Origin of the sequence: Pseudomonas sp. QC2 (genome assembly GCF_002859085.1) — a bacterium.
Lineage (GTDB): Bacteria > Pseudomonadota > Gammaproteobacteria > Pseudomonadales > Pseudomonadaceae > Aquipseudomonas > Aquipseudomonas petroselini.
In genome coordinates this window covers 65,109-90,655 of the sequence record NZ_PKKS01000019.1, presented here as the reverse complement: position 1 = coordinate 90,655, position 25,547 = coordinate 65,109, and the positions used below count along the sequence as shown (strand labels likewise).

Sequence of the window (25,547 nt, the reverse complement as noted above, 5' to 3'; positions counted from 1 at the left end):
TCACTGGCCGGATAAGGCGAACAATCCCATGAACAAACTTGAGCTGCTGCGCACCTTCGTGCGCGTCACCGAACTGTCGAGTTTTACCCAGGCCGGCGAGAGCCTGGGCTTGCCGCGCTCAACCGTGTCCGAGCACGTGCAGGCGCTGGAGGAACTGCTCGGCGCGCGCCTGTTGCAGCGCACTACGCGCACGGTGCAGGCGACTCAGGACGGACGTGTGCTGTATGAGCGCAGCAAGGATTTGCTGTCGCACATGGAGGAGCTGGAGGGGCTGTTTCGCCAGGATGAAGCGCAACTCAGCGGGCGTATTCGAGTGGACATGCCCAATATGATGGCGCGGGAATTGATCCTGCCGCGCCTGCCGCCATTCATGGATGCGCACCCGTTGATTGAGCTGGAAATCAGCACCACCGACCGCCAGGTCGACCTGCTCGCCGAAGGGTTTGATTGTGTGTTGCGGGTCGGCGCACAGCCGGACCAGACGGTGGTGGCACGGCGGTTGTGCAGCCTGCCGATGATCAACTGCGCGAGCGCGGCCTACCTGCAACGTCATGGCGTGCCCGAGACCCTGGCCGACCTGGCGCAGCATCAGTTGGTGCATTACGTGCGACCACTGGGCGCGCGTTCGGCGGGGTTTGAATACGTGCAGGGCAACAAGGTGCAGCGTATTGCCATGGCCGGGCGCGTGACGGTCAACAGCACCGATGCGTACAAAGCGGCGTGCCTGGGGGGATTCGGGATTACTCAGGTGCCGGCCTTGGGCATCGGTGATTTATTGGCCAGCGGTGAACTGGTCGCAGTGCTGCCGGATTACCCCGCGCCAGCGCTGGATGTATCACTGCTCTACGCGGGCCAACGGCACCTGCCGCAACGCGTGCGGGTGTTCATGGATTGGCTGGCGGCAACGTTGCAATCCCAGCTCTAACGCCGCGCCGATAATTGCTGCGGGGCCAGGAATGCATCGTGGAAGTAATCGCGTACCGCCTGCATCGCCGGGGTGAATGTGCGCTCGCGGTGCCAGGCCAGGCCCACGCTCATCGGCGTGACCGGGTCAGTCACCGTCAGGGTTTCGATGCGCTTGCCTTCCAGTGACCAGGGCCGATGCACCAGGTCCGACAGGATCGCCACGCCGCTGCCGTTGGCGACCATGCTGCGCACCGCCTCCACCGAGCTGGTACGCAGCCGCACCTGGGGCGTTTGCCCGGCCTGTTCCCAGTAGCGCATGGCGCTGTGTTCGGCCTCGTCGACGGTGAGCAAAATGTAGGGCTCGCGGGCCACATCGGCCAGGCTCACGGCGCCACGTTCGCACAAGGGATGATGGCTGGGCAGCCACAGGCGGCGTTCCGAATTGAACAGGATTTCCGAGACAATATCCGGGTGAGTGAGGTTGGCGGTGAGCACCACGGCCATGTCGAACTGGCCGTCGAGCAAACCGTGCTCGATGGCCTGGCGCTCCTGCTCGAAGACCTCGATGGTCACGTCCGGGTGCCAGTGTTCCATGCGCTGCAAGTGGTGCGGCAGGAAGTAGCCGAGTACCGTGTAACTGGCGGCCAGGCGCAGCACGCCGCTGGCGCGGTAGTCGGGCAGCGGGCTGTTCAGCGCGTCATCGACGCTGCGCAGAATCACATAGGCGCGGTTGAGAAAGTGCCGCCCGGCGTCGGTCAGGTTCATGCCTTGGGCCGAGCGCACAAACAACTGCACGCCGAGCATGGCTTCCAGTTCCTTGATTGCCGTAGTCACCGCCGACTGGGAGATGTTCAGGTGGATGGCCGCCTGGGAAATCTGGCCGATTTCGGCGGTGGCGACGAAGTAGCGGACTTGGCGCAGGGTCAGGGACATCGGCCTCTCCAAAACGTAGGGCTATCTGATTTTCAGAAGATGGGCCATCTGATAATAGATCTTCCCAAGGGGTCAAGCCGCAGCCTACTTTTCCTGCATCACTTAGGCGGAGCGACCTCGATGCAGGCAGTGGATTTCAATTCGGACATGGGCGAAGGCTTCGGCCCCTGGACCATCGGCGACGGTGTGGATGCGGAGCTGATGGCGTACATCAGCTCGGCCAATATCGCCACCGGCTTTCACGCCGGCGACCCCGGCACCATGCGTCGTACGGTCGAGCGGGCCAAGCAATTGGGCGTGGCCATCGGCGCGCATCCGGGCTTTCGGGACCTGGTCGGCTTTGGCCGTCGCCACATCAACGCGCCGGCTCAGGAATTGGTCGACGACATGCTCTACCAGCTCGGCGCCCTGCGTGAAATCGCACGGGCCCAGGGCATGACCTTGCAACACATCAAACCCCATGGCGCGCTGTATATGCACCTCGCCCGCGATGAAGAAGCGGCGCGGTTGCTGGTGCAGAACCTGCAAATCCTCGAGCCGACGCTGTTGCTCTACTGCATGCCCAATTCGGTGATCTGGCGGGTTGCCACGGAACTGGGACAACCGGTGGTGCGCGAGTTTTATGCTGACCGTGAGTACGATCTCAGCGGCTCCATCGTGTTTACCCGCCAGGTCCGGGCGCTGGATCCGGCAACGGTCGCGGCGCGAGTCTTGCGTGCGTGCCAGACCGGTCTGGTGCGCACCGTAGAAGGCGAAGACGTGTTTATCGAATTCGATTCCATCTGCCTGCACAGCGACACGCCCGGCGCGCTTGAGTTGGTAGAAGCCACCCGCGAAGCCCTGGATCAAGCAGGAATCGTGGTAACGAATGGGTTTCTGTAGTGAGCGGGCTTGCCCCGCGCTGGGTGGCGAAGCCGCCCCAGTAAGACCACCGCGTAGTGTCAGGCTACACGCGGCGTCGGGTTTAGGGGACGCTTCGCAGCCCAGCGCGGGGCAAGCCCGCTCACCACAACAAGCTTGTTCACCACAGCAAGCCCAGTCACCACAACAAGAAACGCCCTGAACATTTTTTTTCGCCTGCCTTTCTACAATGATTCCAAGAGGAACAGACATGGCTGAAATGTCCCCCATCCGCTACAGCTTCGGCGGTGATGAACACCTGTTTGCCGAGGTCAGTGACAGCATGTCCCTGGAGGCCTTTTTCAAAGGCATGGCGGTGACACGCGCCGTGGAACGCCTGGCGCTCGAAGGCGTGCTGGATGTGTGCCTGGCCAATGCGTCGTTCCAGATTCGCTTCGACCCCGACCGCATTGCCCCCCATGTATTGCTCGATGCGGTGCAGACTGCCGAAGCCCAGGCTGTGGCCGAGCGCACCTTGCACACGCGCATCATCGAAATCCCGGTGCTCTACAACGACCCCTGGACCCATGAAACGCTCATGCGTTTTCGCGACCGCCATCAAGACCCCAGCGGCACCGACCTGGAGTACGCCGCGCGCATCAATGGCCTGGCCGATGTCGATGCGTTTATCGCCGCCCACAGCGGCGCGCCGTGGTTTGTGTCGATGGTCGGGTTTGTCGCGGGCTTGCCGTTCATGTTCCAGATGGTCGAGCGCGAGCGCCAATTGCAGGTGCCCAAGTACCTGCGGCCGCGCACCGATACACCGAAGCTGACCCTCGGCCATGGCGGCTGTTTTGGTTGCATCTACTCGGTGCGCGGTGCCGGCGGTTACCAGATGTTCGGCGTGACCCCGGCGCCCATCTACGACCCGGCGCAGCAATTGGCGTACCTCAAGGAACACATGGTGTTCTTCCGCCCCGGTGACATCGTGCAGTTCAAACCCATGGACCGCGACGCTTACGATCTTGCCGTCGCCGAGGTGGACGCAGGACGCTTCGACTTGCGCATCCGTCCGGTGGAGTTTTCCCTCGACGACTTTCTCGCCGACCCCATCGGCTATCCGAAAACCCTGCAGGAGGCGCTGGCATGATCAAGGTCCTCAAACCCGGCCTCGCCACCTCCGTGCAGGACCTTGGCCGCGAAGGTTATTACCATTTGGGCATCCCGCCGTCGGGCGCACTGGACCAGTACGCGCTGAGTGCGGCCAACCACCTGGTGGGCAACCCGGTGGGCGCGGCGGGCTTGGAATGCACGCTGATCGGCCCCGAGCTTGAGTTTCAGCAGGACGCGCTGGTGGCACTCAGCGGCGCCTTGATGTCGCCGCGCCTGGACGGTGAAGTCGTGCATCAGGACACTGCATTCCAGGTGCGCGCCGGGCAGGTCTTGCGCTTTGAGTTTCCCAAGGCCGGCGCGCGCACCTACCTCGCGGTGGCGGGTGGCATTGACGTGCCGCTGGTGCTCGGCAGTCGCTCCACCTATACCCTTGGCGCACTCGGCGGGTTTCACGGTCGACGCTTACAGGCAGGCGATGAATTGCCCATCGGCGAACCCAGCGTCACGGGCCGTGCGGGCAACAGCCTGCCGATGGCGTTGCGCCGGTCGGTGGGTGGCGATGTGACCCTGCGTGTGGTGCCTGGCCTGTATTACGAGCGCCTGACCGCTGCGGCCAAAAGCAGCTTCTTTGCCGAGCCCTGGACCGTGGGTTCCGAAGCCGACCGCATCGGCTATCGCTTCAAAGGCGGCAGTGCGCTGAGCTTCCAGCCACGGGAGCAGCCGTTTGGCGCGGGATCGGATCCGTCGAATATCGTCGACAGTTGCTACCCGATCGGCTCGATCCAGGTACCGGCCGGGCTGGAGCCGATTGTGTTGCACCGGGACGCGGTGTCGGGCGGTGGCTACGCGATGATTGGCACCGTGATCAGCGCCGACCTGGACTTGATTGGGCAGATGCAGCCGAACCAGCGGGCGGGGTTTGTGGCGGTGACACTGGAGGAGGCGTTGGAAGCGCGGCGGATCTACAAAAAGCGCCTGAAGATGATGGCTGGACTGTTCGCTGGATAAAACTGTGGGAGGGGGCTTGCCCCCTCCCACATTTGGTTCTCTGTTCACTTTTGCTTTGGTTTTGTGTCAGAAGAGTTGGGTGAACAGCCAGTAAAGGCTGCCGGAAAGCAGGATCGCCGCCGGCAACGTGAGTACCCACGCCATCGCCAGGTTGCGGATAGTGCGCATCTGCAACCCACCGCCATTAGCCACCATCGTCCCCGCGACGCCCGACGACAACACATGCGTCGTCGACACCGGCAACCCATACATATCCGCCGCGCCGATGGTCAGCATTGCCACCATTTCAGCCGAGGCGCCTTGGGCGTAAGTCAGGTGGGTCTTGCCGATCTTTTCACCCACGGTCACCACGATGCGCTTCCAGCCCACCATGGTGCCGAGGCCCAGGGCGATTGCCACGGCGATCTTGACCCACAGCGGAATGAAGCGCGTGGAATTGTCGATCTGTTGCTTGAACAGTTGCAGCTTGCCTTGGGTATCGGCGTCGAAATTGCCGACCTTGCCCTTGTCCATCAGGCGAATGGTTTCGCTGCTCAGGTACATGTCGTTACGCACGTTGCCGACGGCTTCGGCAGGCACTTTCGCCAAGGACCCGTAGCCTTTGACTTCCTCACCGATCTGCCCGGCCAGGGCCGCGAGGGCCGGCACCAGTTCTGCAGTGGGTTCCTTGGTGCGCACGTAGGTCGAGAGAATCGGGCGCGGATCGCCGCTCAGCGGTTGCGGTGCGCTTTTCACCAGGGCAACCTGGGTGACTTCGGCCACGGCCGCGAACTGCAACGACTGCTCGGCCGGCATGGTGCGGTTCAGCGCGTAGGCCATCGGCAGGGTGCCGACCAGGATCAGCATGATCAAGCCCATGCCTTTTTGCCCATCGTTGGAGCCATGGGCGAAGGACACGCCGGTGCAGGTGGCGATCAGCATGCCGCGTATCCACCACGGTGGCGGGGTGTCGCCTTTCGGCGCCTTGTACAGCGCACGGTTTTTGACGAAGGCGCGCAGGGCCAGCAACAGCATGGCCGCAAACGCGAAGCCGATCAGTGGCGACAGCAGCAAGGCGTAGCCGATCTTGATCGCCTGGCTCCAGTCCACGCCGCTGGTGCCGTCACGCCCGTGCATCAAGGCATTCGCCACGCCCACGCCGATGATCGAGCCGATCAGTGTGTGGGACGACGACGCCGGCAAACCCAGCCACCAGGTGCCGAGGTTCCACAGGATCGCGGCGATCAACAGGGCGAAGATCATCGCGAAACCGGCCGATGAACCCACCTGCAAAATCAACTCGACCGGCAGCAGCGCAATGATCCCGAACGCCACCGCGCCGCTCGACAGCAGCACGCCGAGGAAGTTGAAAAAGCCCGACCACACCACCGCGAAATGCGGCGGCAGCGAGTTGGTGTAGATCACCGTCGCCACGGCGTTGGCGGTGTCGTGGAAGCCGTTGACGAACTCGAAACCCAAGGCGATCAACAGCGCCACGCCGAGCAGCAAAAACGGCGTCCACGTGGTGAGTTGGGCGCCCATTTCATGCATGTCATGCATCAGGCTGTAGGCGGTGAACAACAGCCCCATGGCGAGCACGGCGAAGAAGATGATCACCGTCACCAGGCTGGGTTTCTTGTCCAGCCTGGGTTTGGGGTCTGCAACTGAGGTGTGGGTGGAGGCAGTCAGGGAAGGGGTGGCCATGCCGGAGCATCCAGTGTTGTGAGGATGCCGTTCATAGTCATTGCAGAATGTTACAGAGATGCTGCCATAGGTCAGTGTTTGATGGAATTGGGATAGCCGCTGATCCTGTATACGCCGCAGAACCTATGTGGGAGGGGGCTTGCCCCCGATTGCAGTAGGTCAGCTAAAGACAAACTGCCTGATCCACCGCTATCGGGGGCAAGCCCCCTCTCACATGTCAACTGCGTTCCAGTTCAGTAGTCTTTGCGCTTCCTGAAGGCCCATCGCCCGGCAATCAAGGTAAAGGTCGCCACCAACGCCACCAATATCCAAAAGCCTTCAGGGTCCTGCGAAAGTGGCACACCGCCCACGTTCATGCCGAAAAAACCGGCGATTATATTGATCGGCAATGCCAACACCGTCACCACGGTGAGGGTGAACAGCGTGCGGTTGCTTTGCTCGTTGAGGTTGGCGGCGATCTCTTCCTGCAACAGCTTGATCCGCTCACCCAAGGCCATCAGGTCGTTGATGATCAGCGCAAACTCCTCGGTGGATTTACGCAATTCCTTCACGTCTTCCTTCTGCAGCCACTGCGGCGGCCGGTTGAGCAGGCGCAGCAGCGAGCCCGGTTCCAGCGCCAGCAGGCGTTGCAGGCGCACCAGCACCCGGCGCGCGGCACCAAGCTCCGCGCGGTTGGTGGACAGGCGCGAAGACAGCAACTGGTCTTCGATATGGTCGACGCTGATGCTGGTCTTGCGCACGATCTGCGTCAGCACTTCACCCTGGTCGCGCAGCAGGTGCACCAGCAACGCCAGCGGCGAGCGAAAGCTTTCACCGGCTTTCACCGACGAGCGCAACTTGTCCACCGAATGCAGCGGTTGCAGGCGCGCGCTGATCAGCAGGCGGCTGCGGGCGCAAACCCACAGCGTAGAAATATCCGACGACACCATGCTGCTGAAATTGAACACCACGTCGTTGACCACCGCCAACAAGGCCGAGTCGACGTGTTCGATACGCGTGGAGCGTGAACCTTCATGCAGGGCTTCGAAAAATTCTTCCGGCAAATCCAGGTGTGCCTGCATCCAACGCTCGCACGCCGCGTGGGCGAGGTTCAGGTGCAGCCACAAAAACTCATCCGGGTCGGCCGGTTGTTGCAGCGCCTGGAGCGCCGTGGCCGAATCGATTTGCTCACCCTTTTCACCGGGGCGGAAACGGAAACCGTAAAGCAAGCCAAACAGGTCGGAGTCCTGGTGGCTGTGGTCGATGCTGTGGTTCATGAGGGCTCGCAGAGAAAAGGCCTGTAGGACGTTTCACAGGGCGCGTAGCGAATCATTGCAAGGGAATTTGACAGTTTTGTGACGGCTTGCGATTTATTTCGTTGCGGTGACATTTATTTGACCTCTTGTCAGGAACCGTTCAAGAAGCCTCTAGCACGGCGGATCCAAAGCATTAGCAACCGCTGTGGACCGGCGGTGCTTTTGATGACAGGGAAGTTAACGGCGTGCATGCACCACTTCCTTGTATCGAGGCTTTTCCCCGATGAATGTTTTGCGAACCTCCTTGAGAGCACAAATCCTTTCGCTGCTCGGTGGCAGCCTGTTGGCGATGCTATTGATCGCCCTGGCGTGTTTCAATTTCCTGTCCAACGGGGTGCAGAGTTACCGCAGTTTGATCGATGGGCCATTGCTGACCTCACAATTGATCGACGAGGCCAACCTGCAATTCAAGGTGCAGGTGCAGGAATGGAAAAACGTGTTGCTGCGCGGCAAGCAGCCGCAGGACATGGAGAAATACTGGGGTCAGTTCCAGGACCGCCAACGCGATGTGCAAGGCATCCTCGCGCGTCTGGTCACCCAGACCACCCGCGACCCGGCCCTGAACCAGCGCATCGAAACCCTGCGCCAGGCACGCCAGCAACTGGGTGTGGCCTACCAGAAGGGCCGCGATGCCTACGTGGCGGCGGGTGGCGATGCAACCGTCGGCGACACCGCAGTCAAGGGTGTGGATCGCGCCGCGAGTGAGCAGATGAGCGCGCTGGTCAGTGACCTGCGCGAACAAGGCAGCCAGCAATCCAAGGCCATCAGTGCCTACGCCGAGCGCACCGTGCTGGTGGGCCTGGCGATCATGTTGCTGTCCGGTGTGTTAATCGGCCTGTTCAGCCTGTGGCTGATCAACCGCAATTTGATCCTGCCGATCCGTAGCCTGATCGACTATGTGACGCAACTGAGCCACGGTCGCTTCGCTGAGCGCGTGGCCAGCCGGCGCCAGGATGAGCTGGGCCACCTGGCCGCTGCCGCGAATACCTTGCGCGACTTCCTCGCCGAAACCTTCAGCCGCTTGCAGCGCAGCGCCACCGACCTGGTCGGTGCCAGCGGCGAACTGAATGCCATCGCCGGGCAGATGGCGACCGGCACCAGCGATCAATTCAACCGCACCGACCAAGTGGCCACGGCCATGACCGAAATGTCAGCCACCGCCCAGGAAGTCGCGCGCCACGCCGCCAGTGCTTCCCGTGCGGCCGACGAGGCGGACCACTCGGCCCGTGAAGGCGGCGAAGTGATGAAGGTCACCATCGCGACCATCGGTCAGATGCGCAACGAGATCCTCAACACCGGCACCATCATCCGTCGTCTGGAAACCGATAGCGTGCGCATCGGCAAGGTGCTGGAAGTGATTCGTGGCATCGCCGAGCAGACCAATTTGCTGGCACTGAACGCCGCCATCGAGGCCGCGCGCGCAGGCGAAGCCGGCCGCGGTTTTGCGGTGGTGGCCGATGAAGTGCGCAGCCTGGCGCAACGCACGGCGGCGTCGATCATCGAGATCAACGGGATTATCGAGGCGGTGCAGACCGGCGCGGTGGATGCGGCCCAAGCGATTGTGAGCGGTCAGTCGTGCAGCGATGACAGTGTGGAGAAGGTCACCCAGGCCGGCGCCATGCTCGCGCACATCACCCAGGCCGTCGAGGCCATCCGTGACATGAATCGCCAGATTGCCACGGCGGCCGAGGAGCAGACGTCGGTGGCCGAGGACATCTCGCGCAATATCACGCAGATCACCACGGTGGCGACGGCCAACCTCGACAACGTCAAGCGCACCGAAGCGGCGAGCCACAACCTGCGCGGGTTGTCGAGCGAGTTGAACGAGGTGACAGCGCGCCTAGGCGCTTGATCAGGCGGTTGGCAGGCTGAACGTGAACACGGTGCCGTGCTCAGCGGTGGTGGAGACGCTCAATTCACCGCCATGGGCGTCGGCAATCTGCTTGACGATGTACAACCCCAGTCCCAGACCGGCCTGGGGGGTGTCCTTGGCGGGGCGCGAGTAGGGCTCGAACAGCCGGGGCAAGGCTTGGGCGTCAATCTGTCCGGGGTTTTTCACGCTCAGGTTGAAACGACCCTGTTCGATTTTTGCCGTGACCTCCACCGGTCCATCGTGATGACCATGATGGATGGCATTGGCCACCAGGTTGGAGAGCAACTGCGCCAGGCGATCGCGGTCGCCGCTCACGCCCTGCAGGTCGCCGATATTCGCCTGGATCACCCGTTGCGGGTGCACGCTCTGTACTTCCGAGACCACATGCTGCAATGCCTCCTGCAAACCCTGGCAATCGCCGATGTTCAGCGGGATACCGCTGCCCAGGCGGCCACGGGCAAAGTCCAGCAGGTCTTCGACCAACTGCGCGGCGCGGCGACCGCTGGTGAGGATATGGCGTACGAGGGTGTCGGTGGCCGGGTCGGGGAATTTGCGCAGCAGCCGTTCCGCAGCGAAGTTGATCGCGAACAGCGGGTTGCGCAGGTCGTGGCCGAGCACTGCAATGAATTGCTCGCGCAATTCGGCGGTGCCGCGTTCTTCCTGCAATTGCGCTTGCGTGTAATGCGCGGCTTCTTCGGCTTCGATTTGCAAGGACAGCACCCGGGCGAACGACTCCATGGTGCTCTGGATACTGCTGCTGCGCAGATGGGCGGGGTTGGGGTCCAGGGCGCAGATGGTGCCGAAGAATCTGCCGTCGGTGCGGAACACCGGCACCGAAATATAGCTTTCAAACTGGTAGAGCCGCGGGGTGTGGTGGTCGCGGTAGACCGGATCTTCGCTGGCTTTGTCGATCACCACGGACACGTGGGAGCCGCGAATCTCGTGGCAGATCGTGGTGGCCAGGTCCAGCTCACCGCCCACCCCAAGGCCGAAGTCCAGTTGGTCGAGCACGGCGCAGGCGGTCCAGGTGTCGTCGGTCACCCGCGCGACGGCGGCAAAGCGCAGGCCGGTCATATCGCTGATGACTTTGAGCATCGCGGGGACGGCACTGATTCTGCCAATGGTGGCGATGTCGGCGGCTTTTTGCCCCATGCAGCACTCTCGATCCGTAAGGTGGTGAGCGTTATGCCCCGGCCAATGAGTGGGATTTTAGCGACCTTGTGCGCTGTAGGTGTTATTTCATTCGTTAGAGGGAGGGTTTTCCTACCCGCAGGCATAAAAAAACCGCGCTACCCAAAGGTAGCGCGGTTTTTATGTGAGGCGGTCACTCAAGTATCGAGTTTGTCTTCCAGCACGGCGCCGGTCTTGGCGTCGAGTTTCACTTCAAACTTCTTGCCGGTGGTGTCGGTCAGGTCAACTTCGTAGACCAGTACGCCGCTTTTGTTGTGGTCCAGCTCGGTGTCGTTGATGGTGGCACCGGCGTGTTTGGCCACAGCGGCCGCGTTGAGTTTCTCGAAAGGCATCACTGCGCCGGACTTGAGCAGGCCTTCGATGTGGTCCGGGCGAACATCAGCCTGGGCCAGGCCGGCGGTCAGGGTCAGGGCGGTAGCGGCGAACAACGTAGTCAGGGTTTTCATGGTGTGTCCTTCTTCTGTGAGCTGTTTAAGTGGGATCAGGTTAGCCAGTGCAACTTAATTCATCCTTAATTAGTTCAAGCCGTTACGCCGTTTGTTCAATCCGATTAACACTCAGGCTTTCAGGCTTGAGCCTCCTGTAAAAGCGAGACTCGGATGAAACAGTTAGCGACTGGCCTCTATGCGTCCCAGCGCCCCGAGGATCAGGCCGTTGACTCAGTACTTATAGTCGTTCAACAGATCCTGCACGCTGGACGACGGCCAGCGCTTGTAGAACTTCAGCAGTTCGGCGGCGCGGTTGGTGAAGATGCCGTCGACGCCGGCTTTCATCACCTTGTCGAAGTCCACCGGCTCATCGACGGTATACACGTGCACCAGCAGGCCTTTGTCGTGGGTCAGCTTGTTCATTTCGGGTTTCACCAGGTCGGTGTAGCTCTGGTCGCCATGGGCGGTCAGCTCAGCCGAAGGGCCGGTGCCGATGGCGCCGAGGCTCTTGGCTTCGTCGACCCATTTTTCGAACTCGGCAGCATCCTTCGGCTCTTGCTTGGCGTAATACGCGGCCTTGGTGGTTTCGCCGGACTCCGCGAAGGTCTGCTTGTTTTTCGGCTCGATGCTGCCTTCACCCACCCACAACAGCAGGATTTTCGGGGTGTTGGGCATTTCGTTCTGCAGCGCTTTGAGGCTTGCCACTTCAAAAGTTTGCAGCACCACGCGGCCCTTGCCCTGGCCGACGCCGGTGTTGCTCTTGCCCAGCTTGGAACCGGCCGAACTCAGCCAGCCTTTGTCCAGCAGCTTGTTCTTCAGGTCGGCTTCGATGCCTGGGAATTGCTTGGGTTCTTTGGTCTCGATGTACAGGCCCGGTTTGTGCTGCGGGTTGCCTTCGGCGATCTTGATGATGTCGTCCAGGCTCTGGATTTTCAGGCCGACGAAACCTGGGCGCGCACGGTCCGGGTAGGCGGCGTTGAACCAGCTGCCGGCGTCGAGGGTTTGCAATTCTTTCCACGTGAATTCGTTGGCCGGGGCGTCCTTGCGGTCGGGGAACTTGGTGGCCACGTCGGTGGTGCGCTGCAGGTTGTTGTCGTGCAGGGCGAACAGCATGCCGTCCTTGCTGCGCTGCAGGTCCATTTCCAGGTAATCGGCACCCAGGTCGCGGGCGACCTTGTAGGCGGCGGCGGTGGACTCGGGGGCGTCATAGGAGGCGCCACGGTGGGCGATCACGGCAGGGTAGGGGATGCCTTCGTTAGTCGCCAATTCAGCCGGGCTGATCGGGTCTTGCGCATGTGCCTGGCCGAGGCCGAGCATCAGGGCGAGCAGCAGGGCGCTCTTGGTAAACGTGACAGGCATATGCGAAGTCCTTTCGTGGAGGTAGCTTTGAGAAGGCCTCCTTTTTAACAAGTGATTGCGAAAGGCGCTATCACCAAACCGACATTAACGTGCGCACGGCCAAAGTTTTTCGGGTTTTTAGGGGATGCATTGCAGTACTCTTGCGCGAAGCTGCCCCGTCAGAGGGCAGTACTTTCGCCACGCGTGTAAACCATCTTTCCAGTCCCTGTGGGACTTTTCAGTGAGGTTTACCATGCGCATCACCTCCGAGCTTATCTGCCAGGCCGCCGACCAACTCCACGGGTTTGTTGGCCTCAACCGCAAGACGGGCCAGTACATCGTACGTTTCAGCGAAGACGCCTTCGGCATGGACGTGGCCGATGACGGCATCATCCCTACCGCCGAATTCGTCTGGCTGCCGGCCCCGGAGCAGACCATGACCCTGTCCCGCGAACGCATCCAGTTGCTGCTGGACCAGAACGTCGATGACCGCATCAACATCACCGAGCCACTGCGGGTGTATATGCGTCGGGTCGAAATCCCGCAGATCACTGCGTTGCGCAGCCTGGTCAGTTAGGCGCAGGAGGGGCCTGTCTTTCAATTCTGGAAGGCGTAGGCCCGCTCGACTTTGCATACCCGGGTCTGAAAGGCCGAATACCACGTGGCGCGCCCCTGTTCGCGCACCGCCTGGTGCTCGGCCTGCTGCTTCCAGGCCAGGATCGCCGCCTCACTCTCCCAGTACGATACGGTGATCCCCAGGCCGTCTTCCCGCGCCGATTCCACGCCGAGAAACCCCGGTTGTTCGCGCGCCAGTTCGAGCATGCGGCCGGCCGCCTGGCCGTAACCTTGGTCGCCCTCGGTGCGCAGTGAGCTGAAGATCACCGCGTAGTAGGGCGGGTTGGGCGTACGGGCGATCATGCCGACACCGCCTGGCAGGCGTTGAGCAGGGCAATCGCCAAGGGCGGGGTGACGCCTTTCAGCGCGCTGCGTTCGGGCTGGAACAACGTGGCCACGAAGAACGGATGATCGAGCAGTTCCACCGCGCGCAGGTCGCCAGCCGAATCATGGCCGCTGGGGATCAGGTCGCCTTCGAGCAGGGCATCGACGAACTCAGGGTTCACGCCGTAGCGGCAGCGATAACCTTCCAGCAGATCAAGAGTGCCGTAGGCGTCGGCGATGCGAGTGTAGGGCACCAGACGCACGTTGTCGGTGGCTTCCACCAGGGTACAGCTCAACGGCGCGATCACCGCGCGCTTGGCCTGTGGGGCGAGTTCGCCGTGCTCGGCGTCCTTCCAACCGAGCACATTGCGCGCGTATTCCAGTACGGCATGTTGAAAACCGCCGCAGGTGCCGAGGAACGGTCGCCGCTGTTCGCGGGCAAAACGGATCGCCCGCAGTGCGCCATCGGTGTCGCGGTAGGGGCTGCCGGGGACGCACCAGAAACCGTCGAAGTCGTGGAGGGTTTCTGGCATCGCCTCCGTGTCGAGCCATTGGGTATGGAGGGTCAGGCCCAGCGTGTCGGCCGCCTGTTGCAGCGCCAGGGGAATCGCCTGGTGAGCGACAACATCAGGGTTGTAATCGCCGATCAGGGCGAGGTGCAAGGGCGTGGCGTTCATGGTGTACATCCCGTGGCTTGTGGTGTCCTGGGGCGCACTATAGATTGGCGTTCACGCAATCAAAATTGGCGTTTGCCCACATGTTCAATGCAGCCACGCACTATTCCATTGACTACCCTGACCTGTCGCTGATCCTCGCCCTGGTGCGCGGCGGTACCCTGGCGCGGGCGGCGACGTTATTGCGTGTGGATGTGTCCACGGTGTTTCGTGCGGTGCGGCGCCTGGAGGCGGCGTTGGGCCAGACGCTGTTTGAAAAAAGCCGCGCCGGTTACCTGCCCACGAGCCTGGCGAGCCACCTGGCGCAGCAGGCGGAATGTGCCGAACAAGCGCTGCAAGCGGCGCGCGTCGGTGTGGAGCAGGGCGGTGAGGTGATCAGCGGCACGGTGCGCCTGACCTGTACCGACTCGGTGCTGCAAGGTTTGCTGTTGCCGGCCCTGGCGCAGTTCATGCCGCAGTACCCGGCGCTGACCTTGGAGCTGAGCACGTCGAATGATTTCACCAACCTCAGCCGCCGCGATGCGGATATTGCCTTGCGCCTCACCCGCGCGCCGCCGGAGCATCTGGTTGGCCGCCGTTTGGGCGGCGTGGCCTATCGGGTGTGCGCCAGCCCAGGGTTGGCAAGCCAATACGCGGGCCGGGAGTGGGCGGACCTGCCTTGGATCGCCCCGGATGATTTCCTGCCCGATCATCCCACAGTGGCCTGGCGCCGCGAGCACCTGCCCGGCGTGCGCTTGAGTTATCGCTGCAACAGTATGCAGTCGGTCACCGAGTTGGTACGGGCGGGGTTGGGCGTGGCGGCGTTGCCCGACTTTCTAGTCGACGACGGCCTGCAACCGCTGGGCCCCGCGTTGGCGGGGCACGATACGGCGCTGTGGTTGCTTACGCGCCCTGACTGCCGGGCGTTGCGCTCGGTGGTGACACTGTTTGATGAGCTGAGTGGGCATGTGCGCTTGCCTTAGGTTTTTCGCACAAAGTGCTCATGCATTTCGCACGTCAGGCTTTCGATATGTTCTGTCAGCTGTTTGGTCATTTCCGTGAGCCGGGTGTTCTGTTCCAGCAGTTCCAGCAACTGTTTGGTGGTCTGCGCGGCCTGGGCCTGGCGTTCGGTGTTGGCAACGGCCAGCGCTTCGCGGTGCTGCGCGTCGGCGTCGGACTGGGCTTTGTCGCGAGCGGCCTGGCGCGTCTGGGCCAGCAGGATCAAGGGCGCGGCATAGGCCGATTGCAGGCTGAAGGCCAGGTTGAGCAGGATGAACGGGTACACGTCGAAATGCGTGATGCCGGTGATGTTCAGTACCACCCACAGCACCACAATGGCGGTTTGCGCACCGAGGAACGTGGGCGTACCGAAGAAGCGTGCGAAGGCTTCGGCCTTGAGGGCAAAGGTGTCGTTACCGAAGGTCGGCGCCAAATGGGCGTGGCGGCGGTGGAAGCGCAGGTGGTCGACGGGGGCGGCTTCGGGCTTTTCTGAGGTCATGGCGGGCTCGGGTGCTCAACAAATAGACAGTTGTGCACTATAGACCGAGCCCCCGGCTGCCCGCATGAAGATCGGGTCAGTTGGCCCCACGTTCATTGGCAAACGCACTCACCGCCTGCACAGCCTCGCTCGTGCCTGCGCGGATCTGCAGGATCACCGTACCGGCGCGATCGGCCAGGTCGAGACCTTGCGCGGCGCGGTCGCGGGTGCCGTCCATGCTGTGGATGGCCTGGCGGGTTTCGTCCTGGATCATTGCGATCATGCTGGAAATTTCCGTCGTGGAGCCGCTGGTACGTGCTGCCAGTTGCCGGACTTCATCAGCCACCACGGCAAACCCGCGACCTTGTTCGCCTGCCCGCGCCGCTTCAATGGCGGCGTTGAGTGCCAGCAGGTTAGTCTGGTCGGCGATGCCTCGAATGGTGTTGACGATGGCGGTGATTTGCTGCGAACGCTCGCCCAGCTTGGCGATCAGTTGCGAGGAGCCATCGATGTCCGCAGCAATGTCGCGCATGCCGCTGGCTGTTTGCTGGATCACCTCGGCACCTTTTTCGGCGATGTCCCGCGTGTTCAGGGAGATGTGGTACGCCTGGGCGGCGCTGGCGGCGTCGGCCGCATGTTGTTGCACCGTGGCGGTGATATCCGAGGCGAATTTCACCACTTTGCACAGGCGCCCACTGGCGTCGTACACCGGGTTGTAGTTGGCTTCAAGCCATACGGTCCGGCCGTTTTTATCGACCCGCTCGAACTGGCCGCTGAACAATTCGCCCTGGTTCAGGCGTCGCCAGAAGTCGCTGTAGGCCGAACTGCCGGCCAGTTCCGCAGTGCAGAACAGGCGGTGATGCTGGCCCTGGATCTGCGCCAAGGTGTAACCCATGCGCTGCAGAAAGTTTGCGTTGGCCGTGATGATGGTGCCGTCGAGGTTGAATTCGATCACCGCCATGGCACGCCCGATGGCCTCCAGTTTGGCATTGGCTTCACTTTCCGCCTGCAGGCGTGGGGTGACGTCCATCGCGTACTTCACCACTTTTATCACCTGGCCGGCGTCATTTCGCACCGGGTTGTAGCTGGCTTCCAGCCACACCGATTGGCCATTGCCGGCCACTCGTTCAAAGGTGCCGGACTGGAACTGGCCATTGCGCAGGTTCGACCACAACTGGTTGTACTCGGCACTGCGAGCGAACGCCGGGGTGCAGAACATGCGGTGGGACTGGCCCTCCACCTGCTCGGCGCGGTAGTTCATGGTCTGCAGGAAGTTGGCATTGGCGCGCAGCACGTTGCCGTGCAGGTCGAATTCGATCACCGCCATGGCGCGCTCGATGGCATCCAGCAGGCTGGCCTGTTGGGCGACGGTGTGTTGCAGGGTGTTGATGGTTTGTTTATGGGTGTTGAATAACATGGTCGGGTGCTCGGGCAAGCGACTGCTGGAGTTTCCTTGGGTATGCGCCTGCCCCCGTAAGGCATACGCCATACGGTTGACTTGCTCATTGTCAGCTTCCTTGTGCCGACAGAACGGGGTGGAACAACGGGTTCAGAGTGATCAGCCTGACGGGAAGTTCGCCCCAGGGGCAGGACCTTTTTTGGGCAGGCGACCAATGGTGGCATTATGCTGCTGCCTGGGGTGCAGGACGCACTATTCAGACGAGCAGTTATCGGACAACGTCAAGCGGAATAGGCGACCTTGTCGTCACTTACGCTGACCCGGTTGCGCCCGGTGTCTTTGGCGGCATACAGCGCCCGGTCCGCCGCATTGAGCCACATGGCGGCATTGGTAAAGGACGGCTGGAACCCCGCCAGGCCGATGCTCAGGCTCACGCGCAGTTCCGGGATCTGCGGGTTGCGGTAATTGCTGAAGGTTTCACGCATGCGCTCCATGACCTGGGCGGCTTGTTCCAGCGGCATTTGTGGAAGAATCACACAGAATTCATCGCCTCCGTAACGCCCGGCCAGGTCGTTTTCCCGCAGGTTGCGCCGCAACTCCAGGCTCAGTTGCCGCAGGACCGCGTCGCCGACGATATGCCCGTGGGTGTCATTGATTCGCTTGAAGTGATCGATATCGATCAAGGCGATGGTGGCATGGCTTTGCTGTTGCTGGCACTTGTGGAACTTGAGGTGCAGCAGGTCTTTCCACGAACCGTGATTGAGCAGGCCGGTGAGGCTGTCGATACGGCTCAGGGCGCTGAGGGCTCGCTTGTGTTCCGACAGTTTGATCGCCAGTTGATAGCAGACCATGCCGATGGCCATGGGGTAGAGCGTGAGCATGGGCAGGCAGGCGTAAACCTCAACCAGGCTGACCGACGGGTTGAAGTGCAGGCCGAACACCACAGCGCCGATAGCGGCGCCGAGCACTTGGGCCAGTGCGCCACGTATCAGCAGGCGCTTACCACCGGCAGCGACGTTGTTCATGGCGACCATCGACAGCAAGGTCACGGTGGTCAGCGGGGTAAATTGCAGCGTCGCCGCCCAGAACCCACTGAACAGTGCGTCATACAGCAGGTTGCGTTGCTCGGCGTCATAGGGGTATTTGGAGCGGGTTGCCCATTGATACGCCACGTGTGGCCAGACGAAAGCATTGATCAATAACAGCGCCCAGAGCCAACCCGGCATCGCGAGCGGGTACAGGGCCGCTATCACGCTGATACAGCACATGGCTGTGCCGATAATCCTTGGCCTGTAGATACGCCTGGCAAAGGAAAGCCCTTTGCCTTGTCTGTTTTCCATAAATTCCTGGGTCAGCTCTTTTTTGCAGATACGACGACACATGTTCGTGGGCTTCACCGCTGATCGGAGAATGCCCACGAATATTGTCAATTATTCGCGGGGGAATAATCAGTGTCCTTCCAGGCCATTTGCGCAAAACAGAGGGCGAATGCGTCAAAAACGACCTGGGACGTCGCTCGTGCAACGGCTTTTTACGGCTGGCCCGGTGCTTTGACTTCGTAGCCGGCCAGGAACAGGTCGATGGCCGACTCGATTACGCTGGCTTGGCTGGCCGCATCCAGGGTCGGTTGCCCAAGGGTAATCTGTGGCCAGAAGGCAAACGCCTTGAGCAGGCTTTGGATCTGGTGGGCGGCAAAGGCCGGGTCACTGCAGTTGAGCCGGCCATCTTCCTGGGCGGCACGCACCCATTGGGTAAACCCTTCTTCGCGTTGGCTCAGGCGGGTGACCATGTCCTGCGCACGTTCCGGCGAATGGATGGTGGCAGCGATAGCGACCCTGGCGAGGTCGAGGAAATTCACGTCCGACATCATCTTCATCTTTGCTTCCAGCAACCCCCGCAATTGTTCGCGCAACGGGCGGTCGCTGGCGTAGCTGACGTCGAGCTGTGCAACACTGCTTGCCCAGAGTTTGTGGAGGATTTCGGCGAACAGTTCTTCCTTGCTGGGGAAGTGGTTGTACACCGTACGCTTGGAAACGCCGGCGGTGGCGGCGATCTTGTCCATGCTGGTGACCTCGAAACCGTTTGCGCGAAACTCGGCAATGGCCGCTGCCACGATGGCTTCGCGCTTGCGGTCGGTGAGGCGTTGAGGGGCAGTCATGGGTGGCGTTCGGCTCTTCAAGGAAATTACACTCGGCAGTTTACTTGCTCCGGATTTTGTTGCAATCTTGAAACTACACTGTGCAGTGTAACTTATAAGCGATCCGTAGGAGTCACCCGGTAATGGCCACGATCTCGTCCCGTGTCGATTCTTCGCCAGCAGCGCCCAGGCACGATCAGGCGCATTTCAGCAACGAGCCTCCCGTGCAGCACGGAGGCTTTGGCAAGACCTTGCGTATTTTCTGGAACATGCTGTTCAACAAACCACGCAGTACACGGCCGGTGGGGCAGATCCCGGTGCAATCGCTGACCCGCGAGCAATTACTGGCCGCCCCGGATCACAGCGTGTTCCGCCTCGGGCATTCGACGGTTTTGCTGAAAATGCGCGGTAAATTCTGGGTCACCGACCCGGTGTTCGCCGAGCGTGCCTCACCGTTCAGTTGGGCGGGCCCCAAGCGCTTCCATCAGCCGCCCATCAGTCTTGAAGCGCTGCCACCGCTGGAAGCGGTGATTCTTTCCCACAACCATTACGACCACCTTGACCGCAAGGCTGTCGTTCAATTGGCCGAGAAAACCCGCTGTTTTCTTGCGCCGTTGGGTGTCGGTGACCTGCTGGTGAAGTGGGGGGTGGAGGCCAGCAAAGTGCGCCAGTTGGATTGGTGGCAGGGCACTGAGGTGGACGGTATTCGGTTTGTCGCGACACCTGCGCAGCATTTTTCCGGACGCGGGCTGTTTGATGCCAACCAGACCCTGTGGTGTTCCTGGGTGATGATCGACGGGGCGCGGCGGATCTTTTTCAGCGGCGATACCGGTTACTTCGACGGCTTTAAACGTATCGGTGAACAGTACGGCCCCTTTGACCTGACGCTGATGGAAACAGGTGCTTACAACGTCGATTGGCCCCATGTGCATATGCAACCTGAGCAAACCCTGCAAGCCCATATCGACCTCAAGGGGCGCTGGCTGCTGCCGATTCACAACGGTACCTTCGACCTGGCGTTCCATGCCTGGCACGAACCGTTTGACCGGATCATGGCGCTGGCCTGGGAGCGCAACGTGTCGATTACCACACCGCCGATGGGGCAGGCATTCAGCTTGAACCAGCCTGAGCGTGGGTATGCGTGGTGGCTGGAGGTGGAAACACAAGGTGCGCAAGAGCACTTGGCTGGCTGACGACTGGGCTGGCAGTCGGAAGACGCGTCGGAAAAAGGAGTTTTCCGGGTGTTTCCAAGCAGTTCCAGGCCTCGGATGAGGGTGCGATGATCCTTCGGAAAGTCATCTTCCGGAGGGCTGTCCACATGGACATCAAGTGTAGGAAAATTTGGCTGCTGGGCGTGCCTTGTCGACCGGGCTCACCTGCGCCGCCACCGTCATCTTCGCCGGCGGAGATAGCAGGTCTGGCGACAGTGCCACCCACTCCCTCCGTCGATACACCCGCCCCGAGCGGTATCGCTTTCGGGACGGCCCCCGGTGGCGACAAACGCCCCGCGGGCGGCATCCCGATTCCAGGGTATGACGCGCCTGCCCTGCCCGTGAAACCTGTGCGTGACCCATCGCTGTCGCTGATTGCCTTAAGCGGCATCGATCCTTCGGGGCCGGTGATGGTGGAGGTGCCTTTGGTGCAGAACAACACCACCTTCACGGCAGACCGGAGAACGACTGGGCTGTGCGTGGGGGTTGCAGAACGGTACGAGCACGGCAATGACCACGAACGTATTGAGCACCGTGCGCTCTTTACGCTGGCGCTGGAAACCCTTCGTCTGGCTGGGCTGACACTGGTGCCGGTGCCTGCACAGCGAGCGGATGACTCCCTGAGGTTCGATCTGCACACCCGCAATGAAATCGACACGCTAATGAGTCAATACCGCTTGGATGCGCTGGTGTCCGACAGTCAAAGCGCTGCGTTCCATGCGGCGTGCTGGACGGGTTACCCAAGGCTTGGCGAGCCGCTCGGGGACGGTTCAACGCTGTGGTTCTATGGCGCGCGATCTTCCAAGGATTTACTGCCGATTCTGGTGCGGGTGTACCGCAATGCTCGGCGCCTGACACCGGTACAGGCCGGGCTACTCGACGTGTTGACTAATCCCACGGTGTAAGCGACGTGCGTCGCAATGCTGGGAGGGCGAGAGGTTTTTAGACTGGGGCATGGATCGATGTGGGTCCTTCGTCGTTTCTGACTCCCTGAAGAGGTCTTATGTTCTCTATTGCGTATGGTCTGGGCTCGATTGCCCAGCTGGCCCTGCAGTCCATTGCAGGCGACTACTTACCTGCGGCCTCCAAGCCAGTCGCCCCCGGTACCGAATACCTCAGTGTCAATGAACTCGGCAGGCAAATGGCCCGGCCGGGTGGGCTCACCTCGGTCGATCTGGTCAGTTTCCTGCAAGAGCGGATTCGCAGGCTGGACCCTCAACTGAGGTCCGTCATCGAGCTCAACCCTGAAGCGCTTGAGGCAGCGCGCGAGTTGGATCGCGAGCGAGCCAGCGGCAAGGTGCGCGGGCCACTGCATGGCATTCCCATTTTGCTCAAGGACACCCTCGAAACCACAGGCATGCAAACCAGTGCAGGTGCGTTTGGGCTTGTGGGGGCAAGTGCCGGCAAGAATGCCCCGTTGGTGGATTACCTGATCAAGCAGGGCGCGGTCATCCTGGGTAAAACCAACATGAGTGAAATGGCCGGGTTTCGTGGAGGCCCCGATGGCTGGAGCAGCCGGGGCGGGCAAACCCGTAACCCGCATCAGTCGGATGCCGACGTCGGGGGCTCCAGTTCCGGCTCTGCCGCCGCAGTCGCGGCAGGGTTGGCGCCCTTGGCGGTGGGGGCTGAAACCAATGGTTCGATCATTGTGCCGGCCGCCCGCAATGGTGTGGTGGGGCTCAAACCCAGCGTCGGCCTGCTGGACCGCAATGGGATTATTCCCGCGAGCCAGCACCAGGACACGCCAGGCCCGATGGCTCGCTCGGTAATGGATGCTGCGTTGATGCTCAATGCCATGTCAGGCAGCGATCCCCAGGACACGGCGAGTGTGGGCGCGCCCCAAGGCATTGATTACACAAAGCTATTGGTTCCAGGTGCGTTGAAGGGCAAGCGTATCGGTTACCCTGCGACGTTTTCCAAAGAGGGTGAAACCCTGCCTGTGGTGAACAGTGCGCAATTCAGTCGGACACTCGAGGTGCTTCGCGAGCAAGGCGCGGTACTGGTGCCCGTCAACATGCGCCTGGCCGATGCTTCACGCTATGACGAGTTGTTGTTCTCGGACGCGAAAGAAGAACTCAATGCTTACTTGGCCAATCGCTCGGGACTACCGGTCAAATCACTGACCGAACTCATCAGGTTCAACGATGAACGTGATGGCGCCAACGAGGATCATCAACCACTACTCAAGGAAATCAGTGCCTCAACCCTGACGCCGGAGCAGCGTCAGCCACTGTGGGACGCGCTCATCCAGGATTTCCGCAGCGCCATAGATGACCCGATCAAATCGGAAAACCTGGACGTCATGGTGTCGGATTTCGAGACAAACAGTTACTTCGGTGTCGCGGCAGCCGGCTACCCAGGGATCGCCGTACCTTCCGGGACGGATGAGGACGGTTTACCCACCAGTGCCTATTTTTTCGGCACTCGCTGGGCTGAACCTACCTTGTTGGCAGTGGCCCATGGGTATGAGCAGGCCGCCCAGGTGGCAATCAAACCTGGGTTTTGACCGGCCATCCCAGTACATCGCAAAGGGAGCGTCGGGCGCTGTTGTGGGCAGTGGGCTCGGTTGAAGGAAGGTCGAACCGACGCACACTCATTCCCCACCCCGGCGCAAAGCCCGGAAAAAACACCAGCCCCTCAGCCTCCAGCCTGAACGCCAATGCCAGGCGGGTTTCATCGCCCACGTCGCCCTGGCTTTCGAAGTGCTGAACCGCTTGCGCCGTCACGCCCGCCAACCGGGCCAGGTCTTCGGTGCTCCAGCCCAGCATCGCGCGGGCCTGCACGCTGTGCTTGGCGGTGAATTGATGCAGGACGATCTGCTGTTCTACAAAAGAGCTCATTGCCAGAGAGGACATGGTTTTCTCCAGGATTCGACGGGGGAGGGCAAACTATACTGTGTTTTTGTACAGTTGTTTTGACCGCTCATCAACTGGATGTTTAATCAGCCGTTACTCCACCCCCGGCGCCTCCCGGATAATCAGGTGATCCAGGTTCTCGATGTTCGCGCTGAACACCCCGAACGTCTGTTCGGGTTTTTTTGTGCTCGGTACGTGTTTCAACGCCGGCGTCACCCCGTAGAAGAAGCAATACAGCGCTCGCTCACTGTCCACCGCCGCCTTGATCTGCTCCAAGAAAGCCTTGCGCTTGCGGTAAGTGTCGATGAGTTTTTTGCTCAGGTAGACGTTGACCGAATAGGGCTTTTTGTCGAGCCACACCTTCTTCTCGAAGTCGATGCGAAAGCTGCTGGTGTAGTCCTTGATCGCCTTTATCTTGCCCCAGTAGATCAGGCCCTTGTTGTCTTGCAGGTATTCGATTTTCTTGAAAAACGTCCAGTAGGTCGCGGTGTGGTCGCCAATCTTCAGCGGCATCGCCTTGAGCTTGTCCTTGTCGTCGATATTCGACACATAGCATTCCACCGGGTGGGCGAAGACGCTGGTTTTGTCCGGGGTGGTGTCGTGGGTGCTGTGGGGCGCAGAGCTACGGTTTGAAGGCGCTTTCGCTGGCTCGCGTGGGGCACTTCCCTCAGCCCCGGCAAGCGGGGCCTTACGTTCGTATTGACGGCGCGTGAGTACAAACTCCGAGGGGAAGTTGTCTTCACGCTCGTCGTCACCTTCACCGGTCGCGGTCTTGTGGGTGCTGGCGTAACGGCAGCCGTCGATATGCTGGGTGCTGGTCTTGTTCTTGAAATGGGGCGTGCGCTGATAGTTAACGTTCTTCGCGTTGAAGGTGCTCAGCGTATTGCCCGTATCGAACGCCGCACGGCAGGCCTCGTTGGGGCAGAGGAAGCTGTCCTTGTCGGAATCGAAATCGGCGGTTTCGTCGAAATTCAGGTCTCGTACGTCGTAGATCGACAGCTTGTCGTCGAGACTCAGGCTGTAGGCCGTGTCGAATTTCATGGGGCTCGGGTCCGTGAGAAGTTTCGCTATTAATAGCGGGATCCCGCGCAAATATCAGCAAGAAACTGCAACCCTTCGGCCGCTCAAGAAGCACAGCGTTCCACCGACCGCCGTCAGCGCCCCCAATGCATAGAACATGCTGGCTGGCGCCGCATTGATCAGCAAATACCCACACATCACCGGGCTCATTGCCCCGCCAAACGCGGCCAGGTTTTGCGCACCGTAATAACTGCCGCGCAGGGCATCGGGAGCAATGGTGTCGATAAACAGAAACTCCGAGGGGTAGATGATCATCTCGCCCAAGGTGAATACGAACATCGCCAGGCACCAGGTGACCAGGCTGTCGGCCAGGCTGAACCCGATCAGCCCGACAATGAACAGCAAGGTGCCGAGCACGATCCAGTAACGCAGTTGCTCACGCTTGAGAAACCGCCCGATCTGGTACTGCATCAAGATCACGGTGATGGCGTTGCAGGCCAGCACCGCAGACAGAATCTTCAACGCCTCGGCGGGCTTGTAGGCCACCAGCAAAAACTGCGACAGATACAGGGTGTAGCGCCCATGGACAATGGTGCTCAGCAGGCTGCCGCTGGTGAACAGGATCAGCGTGCGGTCGCTGCGCAACGTGCGCAGGGTGCTGAGGAAACTCAAGGGTTTGTGGCTGTCATCCCGTTGGGTGGGTGGGATGCCGATCATCAGGAACACGCTGCCAAAGGCGATGGCGCTGGCGATCAGGAAGGGCGCCAGCGGCAGGTGCCCGGCGATCACCACGCCGACCATCGGGCCGGTCGCGTAGCCCACATTGGTCAGGGTGTAGCGCAGGGAAAACACCTTGGCACGGTCACCCACCGGCAGGTTCTCGCTGATGATGGCTTTGGAGCCGATCAGGAACAGCGCCGACGCCGCTTCGGTGATGACCAGGGTCAAGGTGGTGAGGTAGAGGTTGCTGGCAAAGGTCAGCAACAGAAAACCGATGGCGCTCGAGAGCATGGCCAGGATCAGCAGCTTGCGTTTTTCCAGGCGGTCGATGATGTAGCCGCCGTACAGGCCCAGCAGTGTCGCGATGAAGACGGCGATGCCCATCAGCAGGCCGATGTCCTGCTGGTTGAGGCCCAGGCGCGTGCTGAGCAGCAAGGCCAACAGCGGGCTGGTCATGGCACGGCTGACCACGATGGTCACCGAGCAGACCAGCAGGCGGCGGATTACCAGGGAGTAGGTGGCCACGGT

General features: G+C 61.2%; 25 protein-coding genes. 10 read left to right on the top strand and 15 right to left on the bottom strand.

The annotated features are described in order from the left end of the window. Nucleotides 1-28 precede the first annotated feature (28 nt). Nucleotides 29-925 carry a LysR family transcriptional regulator gene (locus tag QCBJ_RS18335; protein WP_046036461.1) on the top strand — a complete coding sequence of 299 codons (897 nt, stop codon included), beginning with the start codon at nucleotides 29-31 and terminating at the stop codon, nucleotides 923-925. On the opposite strand, the gene QCBJ_RS18330 is transcribed toward QCBJ_RS18335, so the two are convergent. Then, entirely contained in the window at nucleotides 922-1,839 is a 918-nt protein-coding gene (locus QCBJ_RS18330; protein ID WP_046036460.1) for a LysR family transcriptional regulator, read from the bottom strand. The two genes, QCBJ_RS18335 and QCBJ_RS18330, sit on opposite strands and share 4 nt — an antisense overlap. A 120-nt stretch (nucleotides 1,840-1,959) precedes the next feature. Between QCBJ_RS18330 and QCBJ_RS18325 the strand changes: the two genes are divergently transcribed. The 3 genes from QCBJ_RS18325 to QCBJ_RS18315 all read left to right on the top strand — a co-directional run bounded on the left by QCBJ_RS18325 (nucleotide 1,960) and on the right by QCBJ_RS18315 (nucleotide 4,800). After that, nucleotides 1,960-2,721 carry a 5-oxoprolinase subunit PxpA gene (locus tag QCBJ_RS18325; protein ID WP_102061296.1) on the top strand — a complete coding sequence of 254 codons (762 nt, stop codon included), beginning with the start codon at nucleotides 1,960-1,962 and terminating at the stop codon, nucleotides 2,719-2,721. Between the two features lie 229 nt (nucleotides 2,722-2,950). Further along, nucleotides 2,951-3,829, top strand: a complete 879-nt coding sequence (locus QCBJ_RS18320) for an allophanate hydrolase subunit 1 (protein WP_102061295.1) — start codon at nucleotides 2,951-2,953, stop codon at nucleotides 3,827-3,829. Beyond that, a complete protein-coding gene (locus QCBJ_RS18315) occupies nucleotides 3,826-4,800 on the top strand; it encodes a biotin-dependent carboxyltransferase family protein (RefSeq protein ID WP_102061294.1) in 975 nt (324 codons plus the stop codon). The genes QCBJ_RS18320 and QCBJ_RS18315 overlap by 4 nt, the downstream gene beginning before the upstream one ends. Before the next feature lie 66 nt (nucleotides 4,801-4,866). Here QCBJ_RS18315 and QCBJ_RS18310 read toward each other — a convergent pair whose 3' ends face one another. After that, on the bottom strand, nucleotides 4,867-6,483 hold the full coding sequence (locus QCBJ_RS18310) for an inorganic phosphate transporter (protein ID WP_064053680.1): 1,617 nt from the start codon (nucleotides 6,481-6,483) through the stop codon (nucleotides 4,867-4,869). Nucleotides 6,484-6,716: 233 nt separating this feature from the next. Beyond that, complete coding sequence (locus QCBJ_RS18305; RefSeq protein ID WP_015885507.1) at nucleotides 6,717-7,739, bottom strand: transporter; 1,023 nt, start codon at nucleotides 7,737-7,739, stop codon at nucleotides 6,717-6,719. A 262-nt stretch (nucleotides 7,740-8,001) separates the two neighbouring features. Here QCBJ_RS18305 and QCBJ_RS18300 point away from each other — a divergent pair, with 262 nt between their 5' ends. Beyond that, nucleotides 8,002-9,630 (top strand): methyl-accepting chemotaxis protein, encoded by a 1,629-nt coding sequence (locus QCBJ_RS18300; RefSeq protein ID WP_102061293.1) that lies wholly within the window; start codon nucleotides 8,002-8,004, stop codon nucleotides 9,628-9,630. Here the strand turns inward: QCBJ_RS18300 and QCBJ_RS18295 are convergent, their stop codons facing one another. The 3 genes from QCBJ_RS18295 to QCBJ_RS18285 form a co-directional block, all read right to left on the bottom strand. Further along, nucleotides 9,631-10,803: a GAF domain-containing sensor histidine kinase gene (locus QCBJ_RS18295; RefSeq protein WP_102061292.1), complete on the bottom strand. Its 1,173-nt coding sequence runs from the start codon at nucleotides 10,801-10,803 to the stop codon at nucleotides 9,631-9,633. 176 nt (nucleotides 10,804-10,979) lie between these two features. Continuing rightward, entirely contained in the window at nucleotides 10,980-11,288 is a 309-nt protein-coding gene (locus QCBJ_RS18290; protein WP_015885504.1) for a PepSY domain-containing protein, read from the bottom strand. A 213-nt stretch (nucleotides 11,289-11,501) separates the two neighbouring features. Continuing rightward, the gene (locus QCBJ_RS18285; RefSeq protein WP_102061291.1) at nucleotides 11,502-12,629 is read right to left on the bottom strand and encodes a glycerophosphodiester phosphodiesterase family protein; all 1,128 of its coding nucleotides are present in this window, start codon (nucleotides 12,627-12,629) and stop codon (nucleotides 11,502-11,504) included. Nucleotides 12,630-12,861: 232 nt separating this feature from the next. Between QCBJ_RS18285 and QCBJ_RS18280 the strand changes: the two genes are divergently transcribed. Next, nucleotides 12,862-13,185, top strand: coding sequence for a DUF2025 family protein (locus QCBJ_RS18280; RefSeq protein ID WP_046036455.1), 324 nt, complete (start codon nucleotides 12,862-12,864; stop codon nucleotides 13,183-13,185). A gap of 20 nt (nucleotides 13,186-13,205) precedes the next feature. On the opposite strand, the gene QCBJ_RS18275 is transcribed toward QCBJ_RS18280, so the two are convergent. Both QCBJ_RS18275 and QCBJ_RS18270 read right to left on the bottom strand, forming a co-directional pair. Next, nucleotides 13,206-13,526, bottom strand: a complete 321-nt coding sequence (locus QCBJ_RS18275; RefSeq protein WP_015885501.1) for an antibiotic biosynthesis monooxygenase — start codon at nucleotides 13,524-13,526, stop codon at nucleotides 13,206-13,208. Then, the gene (locus QCBJ_RS18270) at nucleotides 13,523-14,224 is read right to left on the bottom strand and encodes a CTP synthase (protein WP_177410670.1); all 702 of its coding nucleotides are present in this window, start codon (nucleotides 14,222-14,224) and stop codon (nucleotides 13,523-13,525) included. The genes QCBJ_RS18275 and QCBJ_RS18270 overlap by 4 nt, the downstream gene beginning before the upstream one ends. A gap of 80 nt (nucleotides 14,225-14,304) precedes the next feature. Between QCBJ_RS18270 and QCBJ_RS18265 the strand changes: the two genes are divergently transcribed. Further along, nucleotides 14,305-15,183 carry a LysR family transcriptional regulator gene (locus QCBJ_RS18265; protein ID WP_102061289.1) on the top strand — a complete coding sequence of 293 codons (879 nt, stop codon included), beginning with the start codon at nucleotides 14,305-14,307 and terminating at the stop codon, nucleotides 15,181-15,183. Here the strand turns inward: QCBJ_RS18265 and QCBJ_RS18260 are convergent. The 4 genes from QCBJ_RS18260 to QCBJ_RS18245 form a co-directional block, all read right to left on the bottom strand. Further along, the gene (locus tag QCBJ_RS18260; protein WP_015885498.1) at nucleotides 15,180-15,698 is read right to left on the bottom strand and encodes a DUF1003 domain-containing protein; all 519 of its coding nucleotides are present in this window, start codon (nucleotides 15,696-15,698) and stop codon (nucleotides 15,180-15,182) included. The genes QCBJ_RS18265 and QCBJ_RS18260 overlap by 4 nt on opposite strands. 76 nt (nucleotides 15,699-15,774) lie before the next feature. Continuing rightward, entirely contained in the window at nucleotides 15,775-17,094 is a 1,320-nt protein-coding gene (locus tag QCBJ_RS18255) for a PAS domain-containing methyl-accepting chemotaxis protein (protein ID WP_102061288.1), read from the bottom strand. A gap of 263 nt (nucleotides 17,095-17,357) precedes the next feature. Beyond that, nucleotides 17,358-18,416, bottom strand: coding sequence for a diguanylate cyclase (locus QCBJ_RS18250; protein WP_015885496.1), 1,059 nt, complete (start codon nucleotides 18,414-18,416; stop codon nucleotides 17,358-17,360). A 191-nt stretch (nucleotides 18,417-18,607) separates the two neighbouring features. Further along, nucleotides 18,608-19,234, bottom strand: coding sequence for a TetR/AcrR family transcriptional regulator (locus QCBJ_RS18245; protein ID WP_015885495.1), 627 nt, complete (start codon nucleotides 19,232-19,234; stop codon nucleotides 18,608-18,610). A 122-nt stretch (nucleotides 19,235-19,356) separates the two neighbouring features. Between QCBJ_RS18245 and QCBJ_RS18240 the strand changes: the two genes are divergently transcribed. The 3 genes from QCBJ_RS18240 to QCBJ_RS18230 all read left to right on the top strand — a co-directional run bounded on the left by QCBJ_RS18240 (nucleotide 19,357) and on the right by QCBJ_RS18230 (nucleotide 22,930). Beyond that, complete coding sequence (locus tag QCBJ_RS18240; protein WP_102061287.1) at nucleotides 19,357-20,406, top strand: MBL fold metallo-hydrolase; 1,050 nt, start codon at nucleotides 19,357-19,359, stop codon at nucleotides 20,404-20,406. Between the two features lie 233 nt (nucleotides 20,407-20,639). Then, the gene (locus QCBJ_RS18235) at nucleotides 20,640-21,329 is read left to right on the top strand and encodes a hypothetical protein (RefSeq protein WP_371916679.1); all 690 of its coding nucleotides are present in this window, start codon (nucleotides 20,640-20,642) and stop codon (nucleotides 21,327-21,329) included. A gap of 98 nt (nucleotides 21,330-21,427) precedes the next feature. Then, a complete protein-coding gene (locus QCBJ_RS18230; RefSeq protein ID WP_102061286.1) occupies nucleotides 21,428-22,930 on the top strand; it encodes an amidase family protein in 1,503 nt (500 codons plus the stop codon). Here the strand turns inward: QCBJ_RS18230 and QCBJ_RS18225 are convergent. From QCBJ_RS18225 to QCBJ_RS18215, 3 genes are all read right to left on the bottom strand, one after another. Next, nucleotides 22,914-23,279 (bottom strand): helix-turn-helix transcriptional regulator, encoded by a 366-nt coding sequence (locus QCBJ_RS18225; RefSeq protein WP_064053667.1) that lies wholly within the window; start codon nucleotides 23,277-23,279, stop codon nucleotides 22,914-22,916. The genes QCBJ_RS18230 and QCBJ_RS18225 overlap by 17 nt on opposite strands. 93 nt (nucleotides 23,280-23,372) lie before the next feature. Then, nucleotides 23,373-24,320: a hypothetical protein gene (locus tag QCBJ_RS18220; protein ID WP_046036448.1), complete on the bottom strand. Its 948-nt coding sequence runs from the start codon at nucleotides 24,318-24,320 to the stop codon at nucleotides 23,373-23,375. 54 nt (nucleotides 24,321-24,374) lie between these two features. Beyond that, nucleotides 24,375-25,544 (bottom strand): MFS transporter, encoded by a 1,170-nt coding sequence (locus QCBJ_RS18215; protein ID WP_093543106.1) that lies wholly within the window; start codon nucleotides 25,542-25,544, stop codon nucleotides 24,375-24,377. Nucleotides 25,545-25,547 lie beyond the last annotated feature (3 nt).

Bases quoted from the DNA above. Each gene is read 5' to 3' on its own strand.
- QCBJ_RS18335 (WP_046036461.1), top strand. From the start codon at position 29: ATGAACAAACTTGAGCTGCTGCGCACCTTCGTGCGCGTCACCGAACTG.
- QCBJ_RS18330 (WP_046036460.1), bottom strand. From the start codon at position 1,839: ATGTCCCTGACCCTGCGCCAAGTCCGCTACTTCGTCGCCACCGCCGAA.
- QCBJ_RS18325 (WP_102061296.1), top strand. From the start codon at position 1,960: ATGCAGGCAGTGGATTTCAATTCGGACATGGGCGAAGGCTTCGGCCCC.
- QCBJ_RS18320 (WP_102061295.1), top strand. From the start codon at position 2,951: ATGGCTGAAATGTCCCCCATCCGCTACAGCTTCGGCGGTGATGAACAC.
- QCBJ_RS18315 (WP_102061294.1), top strand. From the start codon at position 3,826: ATGATCAAGGTCCTCAAACCCGGCCTCGCCACCTCCGTGCAGGACCTT.
- QCBJ_RS18310 (WP_064053680.1), bottom strand. From the start codon at position 6,483: ATGGCCACCCCTTCCCTGACTGCCTCCACCCACACCTCAGTTGCAGAC.
- QCBJ_RS18305 (WP_015885507.1), bottom strand. From the start codon at position 7,739: ATGAACCACAGCATCGACCACAGCCACCAGGACTCCGACCTGTTTGGC.
- QCBJ_RS18300 (WP_102061293.1), top strand. From the start codon at position 8,002: ATGAATGTTTTGCGAACCTCCTTGAGAGCACAAATCCTTTCGCTGCTC.
- QCBJ_RS18295 (WP_102061292.1), bottom strand. From the start codon at position 10,803: ATGGGGCAAAAAGCCGCCGACATCGCCACCATTGGCAGAATCAGTGCC.
- QCBJ_RS18290 (WP_015885504.1), bottom strand. From the start codon at position 11,288: ATGAAAACCCTGACTACGTTGTTCGCCGCTACCGCCCTGACCCTGACC.
- QCBJ_RS18285 (WP_102061291.1), bottom strand. From the start codon at position 12,629: ATGCCTGTCACGTTTACCAAGAGCGCCCTGCTGCTCGCCCTGATGCTC.
- QCBJ_RS18280 (WP_046036455.1), top strand. From the start codon at position 12,862: ATGCGCATCACCTCCGAGCTTATCTGCCAGGCCGCCGACCAACTCCAC.
- QCBJ_RS18275 (WP_015885501.1), bottom strand. From the start codon at position 13,526: ATGATCGCCCGTACGCCCAACCCGCCCTACTACGCGGTGATCTTCAGC.
- QCBJ_RS18270 (WP_177410670.1), bottom strand. From the start codon at position 14,224: ATGAACGCCACGCCCTTGCACCTCGCCCTGATCGGCGATTACAACCCT.
- QCBJ_RS18265 (WP_102061289.1), top strand. From the start codon at position 14,305: ATGTTCAATGCAGCCACGCACTATTCCATTGACTACCCTGACCTGTCG.
- QCBJ_RS18260 (WP_015885498.1), bottom strand. From the start codon at position 15,698: ATGACCTCAGAAAAGCCCGAAGCCGCCCCCGTCGACCACCTGCGCTTC.
- QCBJ_RS18255 (WP_102061288.1), bottom strand. From the start codon at position 17,094: ATGTTATTCAACACCCATAAACAAACCATCAACACCCTGCAACACACC.
- QCBJ_RS18250 (WP_015885496.1), bottom strand. From the start codon at position 18,416: ATGGAAAACAGACAAGGCAAAGGGCTTTCCTTTGCCAGGCGTATCTAC.
- QCBJ_RS18245 (WP_015885495.1), bottom strand. From the start codon at position 19,234: ATGACTGCCCCTCAACGCCTCACCGACCGCAAGCGCGAAGCCATCGTG.
- QCBJ_RS18240 (WP_102061287.1), top strand. From the start codon at position 19,357: ATGGCCACGATCTCGTCCCGTGTCGATTCTTCGCCAGCAGCGCCCAGG.
- QCBJ_RS18230 (WP_102061286.1), top strand. From the start codon at position 21,428: ATGTTCTCTATTGCGTATGGTCTGGGCTCGATTGCCCAGCTGGCCCTG.
- QCBJ_RS18225 (WP_064053667.1), bottom strand. From the start codon at position 23,279: ATGTCCTCTCTGGCAATGAGCTCTTTTGTAGAACAGCAGATCGTCCTG.
- QCBJ_RS18220 (WP_046036448.1), bottom strand. From the start codon at position 24,320: ATGAAATTCGACACGGCCTACAGCCTGAGTCTCGACGACAAGCTGTCG.